The following is a 15,010-nucleotide window of genomic DNA, read 5'->3' as shown; positions in this document are numbered from 1 at the left end:
GGGTCCATGGCAAGGACCGGAGTGCAGGCCATCAAGGGCACGATCATGATCGTGCCCTTGCCGTTTCCGGCGCGATTGCAGCCCCCTGCCCCATTCCTTCATGCCCGTCCCGCCCGTCCTGTCTTCCCTGCCCGCCGCCTTTCGCCGCTTGGCCGCGTCCAACCTGGCCGCCCAGTTTTCCGAACAGATGGCATTGGCCGCTGCCCCGTTGGTGGCGGTTTTGACGCTGGGCGCCACGGCCGCGCAGACCGGCGCGCTGCAAGCGGCGCAGACCTTGCCGTTTCTGCTGCTGTCGCTGCCGGCGGGCGTCCTGGCCGACCGGATGTCGCGCAAGGCGCTGATGACGGGGGCCGAATGCGTGCGCGCGGCCAGCCTGTTGGTCTTGCTGGCGCTGCTTTGGATGGGCGCGCTGAACCTGACGTGGCTGGCGGCGCTGGGTTTCCTGGGTGCAGTGGGCACCGTGGCGTACAACGTATCGGCCCCGGCGCTGGTGCCGCGCCTGGTGCCGGCACGTGACCTGGCCAACGCCAACCGCTGGCTGGAGTTGGCGCGCAGCTGCGCGTTCTCGGCCGGGCCGGCTGCGGGCGGCGCGCTGGTGGGCTGGATGGGCGCGCCCATCGCCTATGTGCTGGCCACCACCTTGTCGCTGCTGGCGGCGGTGTGCCTGGCGGGCTTACCGCAAGAGGCGGGGTCTGATGCAGGGGCGCCTGCCCGGGATGCGCCGCCCGTTGCCGCCCCCTTGCGCCCCGGCATCCTGGCGCAATTGCGCGAAGGCGCTGCGTTTGTCACGGCACATGCATTGCTGCGTCCCGTGCTGATCACCGCCGTGTTCTTCAACACCGCCTGGTTCATCCTGCAAGCCGTGTACGTGGCGTACGCCATCGACCGGCTGGGCCTGAGCGCCACGGGCGTGGGCATCACGCTGGGCGTGTATGGCGCCGGCATGCTGGCCGGTGCGTTGGCGGCGCCGTGGCTGGCGCGCCGGCTGAGCTTCGGCGCGATGATCGCGGCCGGGCCGTTGACGGCGTTGGTGGCAAGCGGCATCTTGCTGACCACCCTGGCCTACCCGTCCGGCGTGTGGGCGGCCCTGGGGTTCTTTCTGTTCGGCGCGGGCCCGATTCTGTGGACGATCACCACCACCACGCTGCGCCAGGCCGTCACGCCCAATGCGCTGTTGGGCCGCGTGTCGGCGGTGATCCTGACCGCCACGTTCGGCGCCCGCCCGGTCGGCGCGCTGATCGGCGCGGGCCTGGCGGCGCGCGTGGGGGTCGAAGCGTGCCTGTGGGCGTCCACGGCGGGGTTCGTGATTCAGTTCCTGGTGCTGTTCGCGTCGCCGGTGTTGCGGCTGCGCAGTCAGCCGGAAAGCGTCGGCGCGGGCGCCTAGCGCGGCGTTGCCATCAGGCGGGCGGGCTGGCCGACCCGGCGTTACGACGAATGCCACGCGGGCTGGATGGCTGGCTGGTGGCTGGTGGCTGGCTGGCTGGCCGGACGTTACGACGAATGCCACGCGGGCTGTTGCGGTCGTCGGTGGGCGTTTCTGTATCTGGCGGGGCACGCCACGGCCCGTTAGACTCGCCCCTGTCCGCGCGCCGGCAAGCCGATGGCATACCCCCTTAGTTGCCTCTCACTTCATTTGCCCTCACTTCATCTGCGCCCACTTCATTTGCGCCCACTTCATTTGCGCCCACTTCATCTGCGCCCACTTCATCTGCGCCCACTTCATTTGCGCTGCCCCCACCAATACGCCGCCCCCGCATGATGCTGAAAATTCTAGGTAAAGCTTCGTCCATCAACGTGCGCAAAGTGCTTTGGACCTGTGCTGAATTGAACCTGCCTTTCATCCGCGAAGATTGGGGCGCGGGCTTTCGGCCCACCAGCGACCCGGAATTTCTGGCGCTGAACCCGAACGGCATGGTGCCCGTCATTGAAGACGGCGACTTCGTGCTGTGGGAGTCCAACAGCATCATCCGCTACCTGGCGGCGCAATATGGCGGCGATGCGCTCTACCCCGCCAATCCCAAGACACGCGCCCGCGTGGACCAATGGATGGACTGGCAGGCTACTGACCTGAACCGGTCATGGAGCTACGCTTTCATGGCGCTGGCGCGGCATTCCCAGGCACACCAGGACGCGGCAAGCATCGACGCCTCGCGCCGGGCATGGGCGTTCTATATGGGGATACTGGACGCGCGACTGGCGGCGACCAAGGCCTACGTCGCGGGCGATGCATTCACGCTGGCGGACATCGCCATCGCCTTATCCGTCAACCGCTGGTTCGCCACGCCCTTCGCTTTGCCGTCCCTGGCGCCGAACGCCGCAGCGCCCGCTGCTACGACCGCTGCACCGTCCGCCGCACCGTCCGCCGCACCGACCGCCACACCGACCACGACGCCGCCCGCCTCGCTGTCCGCCGCGGCGTCATTGCCTGCCTTCGACAAACCCGCGCTGCCTGCGGTGCAGGCCTACTACGATCGCCTGACCGAGCGCGACGGCTATCGGCTGTACGGCCGCAACGGCCTGGCCTGACCCTGGCAGGCGGGCGACGCCGCGCCCGCACGCCCTGTCCGCACGCCCCGCCCTGACGCCCTGTCCGCGCTACTTCACCACGCCGCAAACCAGTCGGCCGCCTCCGCCGCCCAAGGGCGCCGGGGTGTCGCTGTAGTTGTCGCCGCCCACGTGCACCATCACCGCATGCTTTTTCACGTCGGCCAGCTTCAGATGCGGCGCCACCACGGCTTTTTTGGCGGTGCCATCGGCGGCCACCACGATGAAAGGCAGATCGCCTTGATGGCCGTCGGTGGCCATGGGGCCCTTGTGCGCCTTGGTGCCCTTGGGGTCCAGGTGCCCGCCCGCCGCGCCGCCGGGCGCCATCTTGTCGTTCACCATGCCTGGCATGCACGAGCCTTTTTCATGCACTTGAAACCCATGCTCGCCGGGCGGCAGGCCTTTCAGGTGGGGCGTGATCTGCAAGCCGCCCTTGGTGTCCTTCAGGGAAATCGTGCCGGCGCTTTTGCCCAGGCCATCGGCAGTCAGGAACGACATCGTGACGTCTTCGGCCAAGGCCGCGCTGGATGCGCCCGCCAACGTCAGGCCCGCGACCAGCATCGAGATTTTCTTCATGAAGTGCCTCCTGGAATCATGCACGCAAGGTGCGAATGCCCAGCCACGGCGACCGTGCCGCCTGGCCGATGGCGCAGAAAACAATAGCACCGGCGCGCCAACGCACGCCAGCACTCTTCCTTCCTGATACAAGCCATCAGGCTTGTTAACGATTCAGCAGCAGCACCAATGCGTGCAACGCCACGCCGATCAAGCCGCCCACCAGCGTGCCGTTGAAACGGATGTATTGCAGATCGCGGCCCACGCTCAGTTCCAGTTCATCGACCAGATGGCGTTCGTCCCAGTTCTTGACCGTGCGCGAGATGTGCTCCGTCACGCCGATGCGCAGCCGCCCGGTCAGCCGCCGCGCGCTGCCCAGCACGTGGCTGTTGATGGCTTCGCGCAGGCCGGGGTCTTCGGCCAGCTTGCGGCCCAGTGCCAGCAACGCGCTTTCAAGGTGAGCCGCCAGCGCCGAGCCTTCGTCGGACAGATCGCGCCGCAGCGCCGCATGGATGTCATCCCACAAACCTTGCACGTATTCCTGCACCTTGGGGTGATCAATGGCGCGCTGCTTCAGTTCTTCAACCTGGGCGGACAAGGCCGGGTCGGCCTTCAGGCGTTCGATGTAGTTCAACACCCACGCCTCGTAGTCGCGGCGCACGGGATGGTCGGGTTCGGACAGCACGTCGCGCAGCTCGTCCATCAACGCCATCGCCAGCCGGTCCGCCAGGTTGTCGGCGATGCCGTCCACCGACTTCACCGCGTTCACGGCCGCGATGATGCGCGGCCATTCCTTGCGCGCGAATTTCACCAACAGCGTCGACGCGCGATCCTTGACCTCGTCCTGGCCCAGATAGCCGCCCAGCCGTTCCATAGCGGCATCCAGCAATTCCTGATGGCGGCCGTCGCGCGTCAGCAAGCCCAGCACTTCGCCCACCGTGCCCGCCGCGTCCCAACGGCGCAGGTTCTTCACGACGAATTCCTGGATCACGCCGCGAACGGCGTGGTCGTCCAGCATGTCCAGCGTTTGCAGCGCCACGCGGCGCGCGCCGTCGCTCAAGGCCTGCGCCTGCCTGGGCCGCACCAGCCAGCGTGACAGCCGCGCGGCGGGATCAAAGACGCGCAGCTTTTCCATCAAGGTGTCCGGGTCCAGGAAGTGGTCGCGCACGAACACCGCCAGGTTGTCGCCGATGCGGTCTTTGTTGCTGGGGATGATGGCGGTGTGCGGGATGGGCAGGCCCAGCGGGCGGCGAAACAGCGCCACCACCGCGAACCAGTCGGCCAGCGCGCCCACGGTGGCGGCTTCACAGAACGCCCGCACCCAGGCCCACGCGCCTTGTCCGCCCATGACGTGGCTGGTGATGAAGCCGCACACCATGGCCACCAGCAACGCCAGCGCGGCGATTTTCATGCGCCGCAATTGTGTGCGGCGCACATCGGAAGCCAGGGACGAATGCGTGGCGAACGCGGCGGCGGGCGAGGAAGTTTCGGGCATGACGGTTCCGGCGTGGCGAGGCGTCAGCATACCAACAGCGCTATTCGCCCAGGAACTCCGACACGGCCTCCAGCCCTTCGATATGGTCGGCCACCACCTTCGCGATAAAGGCGATGGGCACGGACAGCAGCGTGCCCCAGATGCCCCACAACCAGGTGAACAGCAGCAGCATCATGAACACCGCCACCGAGTTCATCCGGGCAATGCGGCCCGACATCCACGTGGTGACCAGCACGCCGATCAGCAAGGCGATCACAACCGAACTGCCCGCCACCTGAAGCGCCGGCCCGATCTCGCCGAACTGAATCAAGGCGGCCACTCCCGTGCCCACCGCCGTCAGCAGCGGGCCGAAGTACGGAACGATGTGCAGCGCGCCCGCCACCACGGCCCAGGTGGCGGCGTTTTCCAGGCCCAGCAGCCGAAACGCCCCCCACGACAGCACGCCCAGCGCCACATTGGTCACCAGCATCATCGCCATATACATGTGGATAGAGCTGTTGATCTGGTCCAGCATGTGCACGCTGATCTTTTTCTGCGACAAGGTCTTGCCCGCCACCTTGACGAACTTGCGCTTGAACGCGTTGCCCGACAGCAGCAGGAAGAACACCAGGAACACGCTCATCGTCGCCTGGCCCAGGAAGGTGGCCAGGCCCTTGGAGCCCCACAGCAGGAATTCGCTGAATCCCGCGTCCGACTTCGTCACCACAACCTGGCGGCCGGGCGGGATGCCGCCGGTTTCCTGCAGCACGCTGGCCGCGCCCTTGATGCGTTCGATGATGGAGCCGTCGCCGCTGGCAAAGCCGCCCAGCGTGCGCGAGATCTTGCCCGAGATCTCGGGCAAGGCGTCCACGATGGAAGTGACCTGGCTTTGCGTGGCATACACCAGCCCGGCCAGGCCGAAGGCGATCACGGCCATCAGGATGACGATGCCGATGGGACGCGGCACGCGGACGCGCTCCATCAGCGCGACGGCCGGGTCCAGCGCATACGAGACCACGATGGCCATGACCACCGGCACGATGAATTCCTGCGCCATCTTCAGTGAGAACAGCACGGCCAGCACGGTCAGCGTGGTCAGACAGGCGCCGCGGGCCCAGACGTGCGTGACGTCAGGCGCGGGCTCGGGGACGATGCCGGCGTCCTGGACCGTGGCTTTTTCGTCCGAGGCACGATCATCCGGCCCCGACTTTTCCGCCGCGCGTTCTTCGGGTGATTTTGGCTCGGCCGCGCCGGCCGCAACCGCCACGGCCTTCGCCTGGGCGGCGCCCGCTGCGGGGCCTGCCGTGTCAGGCACTGTGGTGTCGCGCGTGCGGTCCCGCGCGCTGTCCTGCGTGCCGTCCCGCGTGCCATCCCGCGTGTCATCCCGCGTGTTGTCACGCGTGTTGTCCGGCATCTTGTTCGCCGGTGTCGCGCTATCCATCCCGCCCCCACTTTCCGTTTTTTGGTTGAGGTGGTCAGCAAGTATCGTGCCCGGCGCTTGTCAGCCCTTCACCGCCAGCAGGCCGGCCTGCCCTTCGTGACTGCGCTGCGCGCGTTCCAGGATGAATTCGATCAGCATCGAAATCGCGCGCGGATGGTGTCGGTTGGGCATGTACAGCATATACATGCCGCGTCCAAAAATGCTTAAACGCCATGGTGTCAGCACCGGCAGCAGTTCGCCCCGCGCAATGTCGTCGTGCACCACGTAATCGGGCACCACGCCCACGCCCAGCCCGGCCCGGATGGCATCGCGCAGAAATGCGTAGTTGCGGGAAATCACCGTCGGTTCCAGCACCACGTGCTGGCGCGGCTGGCCGTCGTAATACGCCGATAGCCGCAGCGGCCTGCCGATCACGGCGGCGCTGATGACCGGCAGTTGCGCCAGGTCTTCCGGGCGTTCGGGCAAGCCTCGGGCGTCGGCATAGGTCTGGGACGCGCATGCCACGTAGCGCACCAGGCCCAATTCGCGCGCCACCAGGTTTTGCGGAGGCTCGGACATGATCCGCACCGCGATATCGACCTCGTCGCGCAGCAGATCGTCCACGCTGTTCTCGAACAGCACGTCCAGCACGATGTCGGGATAGGCCGCCTTGAATTCCAGCAGCCAGGGCGTCATCACGAATTGCCCGTAGCCACTGGGCACGCTCAGCCGCACCTTGCCCTGCGGCGTCTTGCCCAGCGTATCGACGGCTTCGCGCGCCGCCACCAGCTCGTCCTGAATGCTGCGGCCATGTTGATACAGCTTCAGGCCGATCTCGGTGGCCTCAACGTGCCGGGTCGTGCGCCGCACCAGCTGCATGCCCACCGACCGTTCCAGCTGGTTCAGGTGATAGCTGACGTTGGCGCGCGTCATCTTGAGCCTGCGCGCCGCTTCGCTCAGGTTGCCGGCGTCCAGGATGTCGACCAGCAAGGTCAGGGATTTGGTGTCCATGGTGTCTCCTTGCGCGGCATTGTCAAATTTTATTATCCGTAGTGTCAATTCCAGATGTCATTGTCAAGACATCTTTACTGCGAAAGAATAAAGAAATAAGAGATCAGCGATACGCGACAAGCGATCAGCGATAAGCCGTTACCGGCTTGCCCAGGCGCCGCCCCGGCGGACGCCTTACCGGAGACAAGGACCCCATGACGGACAGCAGCACTGCCGGCGCCGCCCACGCGCGCCGCGACGAAGACATCCTGGTCATCACCCTGGACCACCCTCCCGTGAACGCCCTGAGCGCCGATGTGCGCCGCGACCTGTCCGACGCCATCCAGGCAGGCCAGGCCGATACATCCGTACGCGCCATTCTGTTGGTGGGCGCGGGCAAGAACTTCATCGCGGGCGCCGACATCCGCGAATTCGGCAAACCGCCCAGGCCGCCCGCGCTGCCCGACGTGTGCAACCACATTGAGGCCAGCACCAAGCCCGTCGTCGCCGTGCTGCATGGCGCGGCGTTGGGCGGCGGCCTGGAAGTCGCGTTGGCCGCGCACTACCGCGTGGCGCTGGCCAGCGCCAAGCTGGGCTTGCCCGAAGTGAACCTGGGCCTGTTGCCCGGCGCCGGCGGCACGCAGCGCACGCCCCGCCTGATTGGCGCGGCGGCGGCACTGGACCTGATGCTGTCCGGCAAGCACCTGTCAGCCGACGCCGCTTTGCGTGCGGGCTTGGTGGATACACTGGCCGACGGCGACGACGCCTTGGCGGCCGGGCTGGCCTACACCCGCCAACTGTTGGCGCAGGGCGCCGGCCCGCGCCGCAGCCGCGACGCCACCGCCGCGCTGGCCGACAAGGCCGCCGCGCTGGCCCAAGCCGCCGCCGCCGGCGAACGCGTCGCCCAGACCCTACGCGGTTTGTATTCCCCCGCGAAGATCGTCGAAGCCGTGCGCGCCGCCATCGAACAACCGTTTGACGAGGGCCTGCGTACCGAACGCGCCTTGTTCCTGCAATGCCGGGACAGCCCGCAACGCGCCGGCCTGGTGCACGCCTTTTTTGCCGAACGCGAAACCACCAAAATCCCCGAACTGAAGGAAGCCAAGCCGCGCCGCCTGGACAAGATCGGCGTGGTGGGCGGCGGCACGATGGGCGCCGGCATTGCCGTGTCGGTGCTGGACGCGGGCTTGCCGGTGGTCATGGTGGAACAGGACGACGCCGCGCTGGAACGGGGTCGCGCCCGCGTGGCGCAGGTCTACGACCGACTGGTGAAAAACGGCCGCATCAGTGCGCAGGAACGCGATGCGCGGCTGGCGCGCCTGACCGGCGCCACCACCTACGATGCGCTGGACGATGCAGACCTGATCATCGAGGCGGTGTTCGAGGACATGGACGTCAAGCTGGCCGTCTTCGCGCAGCTGGACCGCGTGGCCAAGCTCGGCGCGGTGCTGGCCACGAACACGTCTTACCTGGATATCAACCGCATCGCCTCGGCCACGCGCGGCCCGGCCGACGTGCTGGGCCTGCACTTCTTTTCACCGGCCAACATCATGAAGCTGCTGGAAATCGTGGTGGGCGAACATACCGCCCCCGACACGGTGGCCACCGGCTTCGAATTGGCGCGCCGCCTGCGCAAGACGCCGGTGCGCGCCGGCGTGTGCGACGGCTTCATTGGCAACCGCATCCTGGCCGTCTACCGCCAGGCCGCCGACATGATGATGGAAGACGGCGCGTCGCCCTATGACATCGACGCCGCCGCGCGCGAATTCGGCTACCCGATGGGCCCGTATCAAATGGCGGACCTGGCGGGCGGCGACATCGGCTGGGCCACGCGCAAGCGCCGCGCCGCCACCCGCGACCCGGCGCTGCGCTATGTGCAGATCCCGGACCGCCTGTGCGAACGCGGCTGGTTCGGCCAGAAAACGGGCCGGGGCTTCTACCAATATCTCGACGGCGCGCGCGTGGGCACGCCGGACCCCGAGGTGCTGGCCATCATCGACGAAGAACGCCGCCGCGCCGGCGTTACGCCACGCGCCTTTACCCACGAGGACATCCTGCGCCGGTATCTGGCCGCCATGGTCAACGAGGCGGCCAACGTGCTGCACGAAGGCATCGCGCTGCGGCCGTCGGACGTGGACGTGGTGTTTCTGTCCGGCTACGGCTTTCCGCGCCATCGCGGCGGCCCGATGCACTACGCCGACAGCGTGGGCGCGGCGCAGGTGCTGGCCGACATCCGCGCCTTTGCCAAGGAAGACCCGGCGTTCTGGAAGCCGTCGCCCTTGCTGGTTCGCCTGGCCGAATCCGGCGGCACCTTCGCCAGCTTGAACCAAGGCGCTTGAACGCGGGGCAAACCATGCAAGCCCTGATCGCCACCCAGGATCGCCGCGCCAGGCCGCTGCACCGGATCGCAGCCACTTAGCACGGCTGCCTGATCCCGGCCCCTTACTTTTTACTGGAACTCTTATGCGCGAAGCCGTCATCGTCTCTACCGCCCGCACCCCCATCACCAAGGCGGGGCGCGGCGAATTCAACCAGATTGCCGGGCCCACGCTGGCCGCGCACGCGGTGCGCGCCGCCGTTGAACGCGCCGGCATCGACCCCGCGATGATCGAAGACGCCTTCATCGGCTGCGGCTACCCGGAAGGCGCCACCGGCCGCAACATCGGCCGCCAAGCCGTCATCCGCGCGGGCCTGCCCGTCAGCGTGGGCGGCGCCACCATCAACCGTTATTGCGCGTCGGGCCTGCAAGCCATTGCGTCGGCCGCCGGCCGCATCGTGATGGACGGCGCGCCGGCCGTGATCGCGGGCGGCGTGGAATTGGTGTCCCAGATTCGCACTCGCGATGACGGCGTCAGCGGCATGGACCCGTGGATTCTGGCCAACAAGCCCGAGCTTTACCTGCCCATGATCGAAACGGCCGACATCGTGGCCGCGCGCTACGGCATCAGCCGCGAAGCGCAAGACCGCTTTGCCGCGCAAAGCCAGGCGCGCACCGAAGCCGCACAGGCCGCCGGCCGCTATCGCGAAGAAATCATCGCCGTCACCACCACCATGTCCGTCACCGACCGCGCCACCGGCGTGGTCAGCGAACGCGAAGTCACCGTGGACCAGGACACCTGCAACCGCCCCGGCACCACCTACGAAGCCCTGGCGGGCCTTGCACCCGTGCGTGGCGAAGGCCAGTTCGTCACGGCCGGCAACGCGTCGCAGCTGTCCGACGGCGCCGCCGCCTGCGTGCTGATGGAAGCGGCCGAGGCGCAGCGCGCCGGCATCCGCCCGCTGGGCGCGTTCCGGGGCCTGGCCATTGCCGGCTGCGAGCCCGACGAAATGGGCATCGGCCCCGTCTACGCCGTGCCCAAGCTGCTGGCGCGCCACGGCTTGAAGGTCCAGGACATCGACCTGTGGGAACTGAACGAGGCGTTTGCGTCGCAAGCGCTGTATTGCCAGGAAAAGCTCGGCATCCCCATGGACCGCCTGAACGTGGACGGTGGCTCCATCGCGCTGGGCCACCCGTTTGGCGTCACCGGCGCGCGCCTGGCCGGCCATGTACTGATCGAAGGCCGCCGCCGTGGCGCCCGCTACGCCGTGGTCACCATGTGCATCGGCGGCGGCATGGGCGCGGCCGGCCTGTTTGAAATCTATGCTTGATATCGCCTGAGGATAGTCATGGACCTGGAATTCACCCCCGAAGAAAATGCCTTTCGCGACGACGTGCGCGCGTTCCTGGCGGCCAAGCTGCCGCGCCGCCTGTCCGACAAGGTCAACCTGGGCAAGCTGCTGACCAAGGACGACATGGTCCAGTGGCACGCCATCCTGAATGAACAAGGCTGGCTGGCCACGCACTGGCCCGTGCAATACGGCGGCACCGGCTGGAGCGCCACGCAGAAGTACATCTTTGACAACGAATGCGCGCTGGCCGCCGCCCCGCGCATCGTGCCCTTCGGCCTGAGCATGCTGGGGCCGGTGCTGATCAAGTACGGCAACGACGCGCAGCGCCAGTACTGGCTGCCCCGCATCCTGGACGGCAGCGACTGGTGGTGCCAGGGCTATTCGGAACCGGGCGCGGGGTCCGACCTGGCCTCGGTCAAGACCACGGCGGTGCGCGATGGCGATCACTACATCGTCAATGGGCAGAAGACGTGGACCACGCTGGGCCAGTACGCCAACATGATCTTCTGCCTGGTACGCACGTCGCAGGAAGGCCGGCGCCAGGAAGGCATCAGCTTTTTGCTGATCGACATGAACAGCCCCGGCATTGAAGTGCGCCCCATCATCACGCTGGACGGCGAACACGAAGTCAACGAGGTGTTCTTCTCGGACGTGCGCGTGCCGGTGGCCAACCTGGTGGGCGAAGAAAACCGTGGCTGGACCTGCGCCAAGTACCTGCTTACCTACGAACGCACCAACATTGCCGGCGTGGGCCAGTCCACCGCCGCGCTGGAACGCTTGAAGGCCGTGGCCGCCAAGCAAAAAAAGAACGGCCGCCCCCTGGCCGAAGACCCGGACTTTGCCGCCCGACTGGCGCGCGTGGAAATTGAATTGGCCAACATGCGCACCACCAACCTGCGCGTGGTGGCGGCGGTGGCAGGCGGGGGTGCACCGGGCGCGGAAAGCTCCATGCTGAAGATACGCGGCACGCAGATCCGCCAGGAAATCACGGCGTTGAACCGCCGCGCAATGGGCCCGTACGCGCGCCCCTTCGTGCCCGAAGCGCTGCATGACGGCTATGAGGCCGCCCCCATCGGCCCCGAAGGCGCCGACAGCGCCGCCGCGCAGTACTTCAACAACCGCAAGCTGTCGATCTTCGGCGGCTCCAACGAAATTCAAAAGAACATCATTTCCAAGATGATCCTGGGACTGTAAGGGCCGGCCATGAACTTTGAACATACCGAAGACCGGCGCATGCTTTCCGACATGCTGCGCCGCTTTGTCACCGAGCAGTACGACTTTGCGACCCGCGAACGCAATGCCCAATCGCCCCAAGGCTATAGCGAGCAGTTCTGGCGCCGTTATGCCGAGCTGGGCGCGATCGGCGCCTTGTTCACCGAAGCCGACGGCGGCTTGGGCGGCGCGGGCTTCGATATCTCCGTCGTCTTCGAGGCCTTGGGGCGCGGCTTGGTTGTTGAGCCCTTTCTGGACGCTTTGATGGTGGGCAGCGCGATTGCCGCCGCCGGCACGCCCGCCCAGCGCGAAGCGGTGGACGGCCTGATCGCGGGCAGCATCACGGCCGCGCTGGCGCAGGCCGAACCGGACTCGGGCTACGAACTGTCGCGCGTCAGCACGCGCGCCGAACGGTCAGGCGAGGGCTGGGTGCTGAACGGCGCCAAGGCCGTTGTCACGGCGGGTGAACATGCCGACCTGTTCCTGGTGTCGGCGCGCACTTCGGGCGCGCAAGACGACGAAGCGGGCATCAGCCTGTTCCTGGTCAGCGCGGGCACGGCCGGGCTGGGCGTGCGCGGCTATGGCTTGATCGACGGCGGGCGCGCGGCGGAAGTCACGCTGGACAACGTCAAGCTGGGTCCCGAGGCGCTGCTGGGCGATGTGGATGCGGGCCATGCGGTGCTGGAACGCGCCGTGGGGCGCGGCATCCTGGCGCTGTGCGCCGAAGCCGTGGGCGCGATGGACTGCGCCCGCGACGCCACCTTGGAATACTTGCGCACGCGGCGCCAGTTCGGCACGCCTATCGGCAGCTTCCAGGCCTTGCAGCACCGCATGGCGGATGTCTTGCTGGAAATCGAACAGGCGCGCTCGGCCGTCATCAACGCCGCCGCCGCGCTGGACCACCCGGACCGCGCCACCCGCGAACGCGCGCTGTCCGCCGCCAAGTTCACCATCGGCCGCATCGGCACCCTGGTGGCCGAAGAAAGCATCCAGCTGCATGGCGGCATCGGCATGACCTGGGAATTGCCGCTGGCCCACTACGCCAAGCGCCTCGTCATGATCGACCACCAACTGGGCGACGAAGACCACCACCTGCGCCGCTACATCGCGCTGGCACAGGCGTGAACGGAGGCCGGCACACCATGACGCAGGTCCACGCCGCCCCGCCCCTGTCGCCGCCATTCTCGGCGCCGTTTCCCGTGCGCAGCGCCGCCGACGTGCAGCGCCTGCAAGCGCGGCCGCTGGCGGAAACGCTGACGGTGCAAAGCACCTACGAGATCTTCCGCAACTCGGCCGCGGCCTTCGGCGACAAGACCGCGCTGACCTTCCTGCGATCCGCCGACCCGGACGACGAGGCCATCCGCTGGAGCTACCGCGACTTGCTGGCCGGCATCCACCAGACGGCCAACCTGCTGCACGACCTGGGCGTGCGCGCGGATGACGCCGTGGCGGTCATGCTGCCCGGCTGCCTGGAATACCACCTGGCGCTGTGGGGCGGCGAGGCGGCGGGCATCGTCCAGCCGCTGAACCCGATGCTGACCGAAGACAAGCTCGCGTCCCTGATGACGGCGGCGCGCGCCAAGGTGCTGATCGCCTACGGCGCCGAGGCCGAATGCGAGATGTGGACCAAGGCCCTGCGCCTGCGCGACCGCGTACCGACCTTGCAGACGATCCTGCGCGTGGCGCCCCACACCGAAGCGCTGTCCGACCGGCCCGCCCTGCCCGATTACGCGCTGGACTTCAACGCCAACCGGTCCGCGCAACCCGCCAGCCGCCTGCTTAGCGAACGCGTTATTCGCGCCAGCGACGTGGCGGCGTATTTCCACACGGGCGGCACCACCGGCGCGCCCAAGTTGGCCATCCACACGCACGCCAACCAGGTCTTTACCGCCTGGGCCGCCGTGCAGTTGCAGAACGCCGGACCGACGGACGTGGTCATCAACGGCTATCCGCTTTTTCACGTGGCGGGCGTGTTGCCGGCGTCGCTGGCGGCCTTGTCGGCGGGCGTGGAAACCGTCATCCCAACGCCCATGTTGCTGCGCAACCGCGAGGTGCTGCGCAACTACTGGCGGCTGGTGGAAAAGCACCGCGCGACCTCGCTGCAAGGCGTGCCGACGATTTTGGCGGCCCTGGCAGACATACCGTTGGCCGGCGCCGATATCTCATCGCTACGCTATTGCCGCACGGGCGCCGCGCCCTTGCCCGCTGAACTGGCCGCGCGCTTCAAGCGGCTGTTCGGCTTGCAGGTAAACGAAAGCCTGGGCATGACGGAAATGGCGGGCATATCGTCCATCACCCCGCCCGGCTCGGTATTCCCGGTCAATTGCGTGGGTTACCCGCTGCCTTACGTGCAGGTACGCATCGTGGGGCTGGACGTGCCCTCGGGCCAGGCCGCGCGCGACTTGCCGCCCGGCACGCCGGGCATGGTGCTGTTCAAGGCACCCAATGTGATCCCCGGCTTTCTGGACCCGGAAGACACCGCCCGCGCCTTCACGGAAGACGGCTGGCTGATCAGCGGCGACGTCGGCTTCATGGACGACGAAGGCCGGCTACACCTGCAAGGCCGCGCCAAGGACCTGATCATCCGGGGCGGCCACAACATCGATCCCAAGACCATCGAAGACGCCCTGGCCACGCACCCCGGCGTGCACCTGTGCGCGGCGGTCGGCGCGCCGGACGCCTACGCCGGCGAGCTGCCCGTGGCCTTCGTCACGCTGATGGACGGCATGCAGGTCACGGAGGCCGAACTGGTTGCCTACGCCGCCGCCCATGTGGACGAAGGCCCGGCGCGGCCCAAGCGCGTGATCGTGCTGGACGCCATGCCCATGACCAATGTGGGCAAGATCTACAAACCCGATTTGCGCCGCCTGGCCACTGCCGTCTCGGTAGAGGCCGTGGTGGCGCGCACCCTGCAAGCGGCCGGCCTGACGGAAGACAGCAAGATCTTCCGCGTGCTGGCCGATGCACAACCGGATGTCGCCGTCCAGGCGGACGCCGACGCGCCCACGCCGCTGAAGGAGCAGCTGCGCGAGGCGTTGGCGCGATTGCCGGTCAAGGTGGCCTTGCGCGACTGAACCGACGCCGCCCCCCCGCCCTTTCAGCGACAACCGACGACCGACCACAACACACCACAACAACACCACAGG

Annotated in this window: 11 protein-coding genes and 1 pseudogene; 7 read left to right on the top strand and 5 right to left on the bottom strand. The window is 67.5% G+C overall.

Annotated elements, in window-relative coordinates; all coding sequences use genetic code 11:
* Window positions 1-100 precede the first annotated feature (100 nt).
* Window positions 101-1,384: an MFS transporter gene (locus tag DVB37_RS11750; RefSeq protein WP_240434088.1), complete on the top strand. Its 1,284-nt coding sequence runs from the start codon at window positions 101-103 to the stop codon at window positions 1,382-1,384.
* 229 nt (window positions 1,385-1,613) lie between these two features.
* Here DVB37_RS11750 and DVB37_RS28345 read toward each other — a convergent pair whose 3' ends face one another.
* The gene (locus DVB37_RS28345) at window positions 1,614-1,790 is read right to left on the bottom strand and encodes a hypothetical protein (RefSeq protein ID WP_162941132.1); all 177 of its coding nucleotides are present in this window, start codon (window positions 1,788-1,790) and stop codon (window positions 1,614-1,616) included.
* Between DVB37_RS28345 and DVB37_RS11745 the strand changes: the two are divergent.
* A pseudogene (locus DVB37_RS11745) lies at window positions 1,759-2,286 on the top strand (glutathione S-transferase family protein); the annotation flags it as partial. The gene DVB37_RS28345 and the pseudogene DVB37_RS11745 overlap by 32 nt on opposite strands.
* Before the next feature lie 309 nt (window positions 2,287-2,595).
* Here DVB37_RS11745 and sodC read toward each other — a convergent pair.
* The 4 genes from sodC to DVB37_RS11720 form a co-directional block, all read right to left on the bottom strand.
* Window positions 2,596-3,120: a superoxide dismutase family protein gene (gene sodC, locus DVB37_RS11735; protein ID WP_120155254.1), complete on the bottom strand. Its 525-nt coding sequence runs from the start codon at window positions 3,118-3,120 to the stop codon at window positions 2,596-2,598.
* A gap of 145 nt (window positions 3,121-3,265) precedes the next feature.
* Window positions 3,266-4,510: a DUF445 domain-containing protein gene (locus DVB37_RS11730; RefSeq protein ID WP_120157461.1), complete on the bottom strand. Its 1,245-nt coding sequence runs from the start codon at window positions 4,508-4,510 to the stop codon at window positions 3,266-3,268.
* A 124-nt stretch (window positions 4,511-4,634) separates the two neighbouring features.
* On the bottom strand, window positions 4,635-5,987 hold the full coding sequence (locus DVB37_RS11725; RefSeq protein WP_082134549.1) for an AI-2E family transporter: 1,353 nt from the start codon (window positions 5,985-5,987) through the stop codon (window positions 4,635-4,637).
* An 87-nt stretch (window positions 5,988-6,074) separates the two neighbouring features.
* A complete protein-coding gene (locus tag DVB37_RS11720; protein ID WP_104143790.1) occupies window positions 6,075-7,004 on the bottom strand; it encodes a LysR family transcriptional regulator in 930 nt (309 codons plus the stop codon).
* A 194-nt stretch (window positions 7,005-7,198) separates the two neighbouring features.
* Between DVB37_RS11720 and DVB37_RS11715 the strand changes: the two genes are divergently transcribed.
* The 5 genes from DVB37_RS11715 to DVB37_RS11695 all read left to right on the top strand — a co-directional run bounded on the left by DVB37_RS11715 (window position 7,199) and on the right by DVB37_RS11695 (window position 14,938).
* Window positions 7,199-9,322 (top strand): 3-hydroxyacyl-CoA dehydrogenase NAD-binding domain-containing protein, encoded by a 2,124-nt coding sequence (locus DVB37_RS11715; RefSeq protein WP_120155252.1) that lies wholly within the window; start codon window positions 7,199-7,201, stop codon window positions 9,320-9,322.
* Between the two features lie 124 nt (window positions 9,323-9,446).
* Window positions 9,447-10,631: an acetyl-CoA C-acyltransferase gene (locus DVB37_RS11710; protein ID WP_104143787.1), complete on the top strand. Its 1,185-nt coding sequence runs from the start codon at window positions 9,447-9,449 to the stop codon at window positions 10,629-10,631.
* Window positions 10,632-10,649: 18 nt separating this feature from the next.
* On the top strand, window positions 10,650-11,846 hold the full coding sequence (locus DVB37_RS11705) for an acyl-CoA dehydrogenase family protein (RefSeq protein ID WP_120155249.1): 1,197 nt from the start codon (window positions 10,650-10,652) through the stop codon (window positions 11,844-11,846).
* A 9-nt stretch (window positions 11,847-11,855) separates the two neighbouring features.
* Window positions 11,856-12,989: an acyl-CoA dehydrogenase family protein gene (locus DVB37_RS11700; RefSeq protein WP_120155247.1), complete on the top strand. Its 1,134-nt coding sequence runs from the start codon at window positions 11,856-11,858 to the stop codon at window positions 12,987-12,989.
* A gap of 17 nt (window positions 12,990-13,006) precedes the next feature.
* Window positions 13,007-14,938: an acyl-CoA synthetase gene (locus DVB37_RS11695; RefSeq protein ID WP_120155245.1), complete on the top strand. Its 1,932-nt coding sequence runs from the start codon at window positions 13,007-13,009 to the stop codon at window positions 14,936-14,938.
* Window positions 14,939-15,010: the final 72 nt, after the last annotated feature.

Source organism: Achromobacter sp. B7 (assembly GCF_003600685.1).
In the GTDB taxonomy this organism is placed as follows: Bacteria; Pseudomonadota; Gammaproteobacteria; order Burkholderiales; family Burkholderiaceae_B; genus Achromobacter; species Achromobacter spanius_B.
Note: the sequence above shows the minus strand (reverse complement) of the source record. Positions and strands in the feature narration are given on the sequence as shown.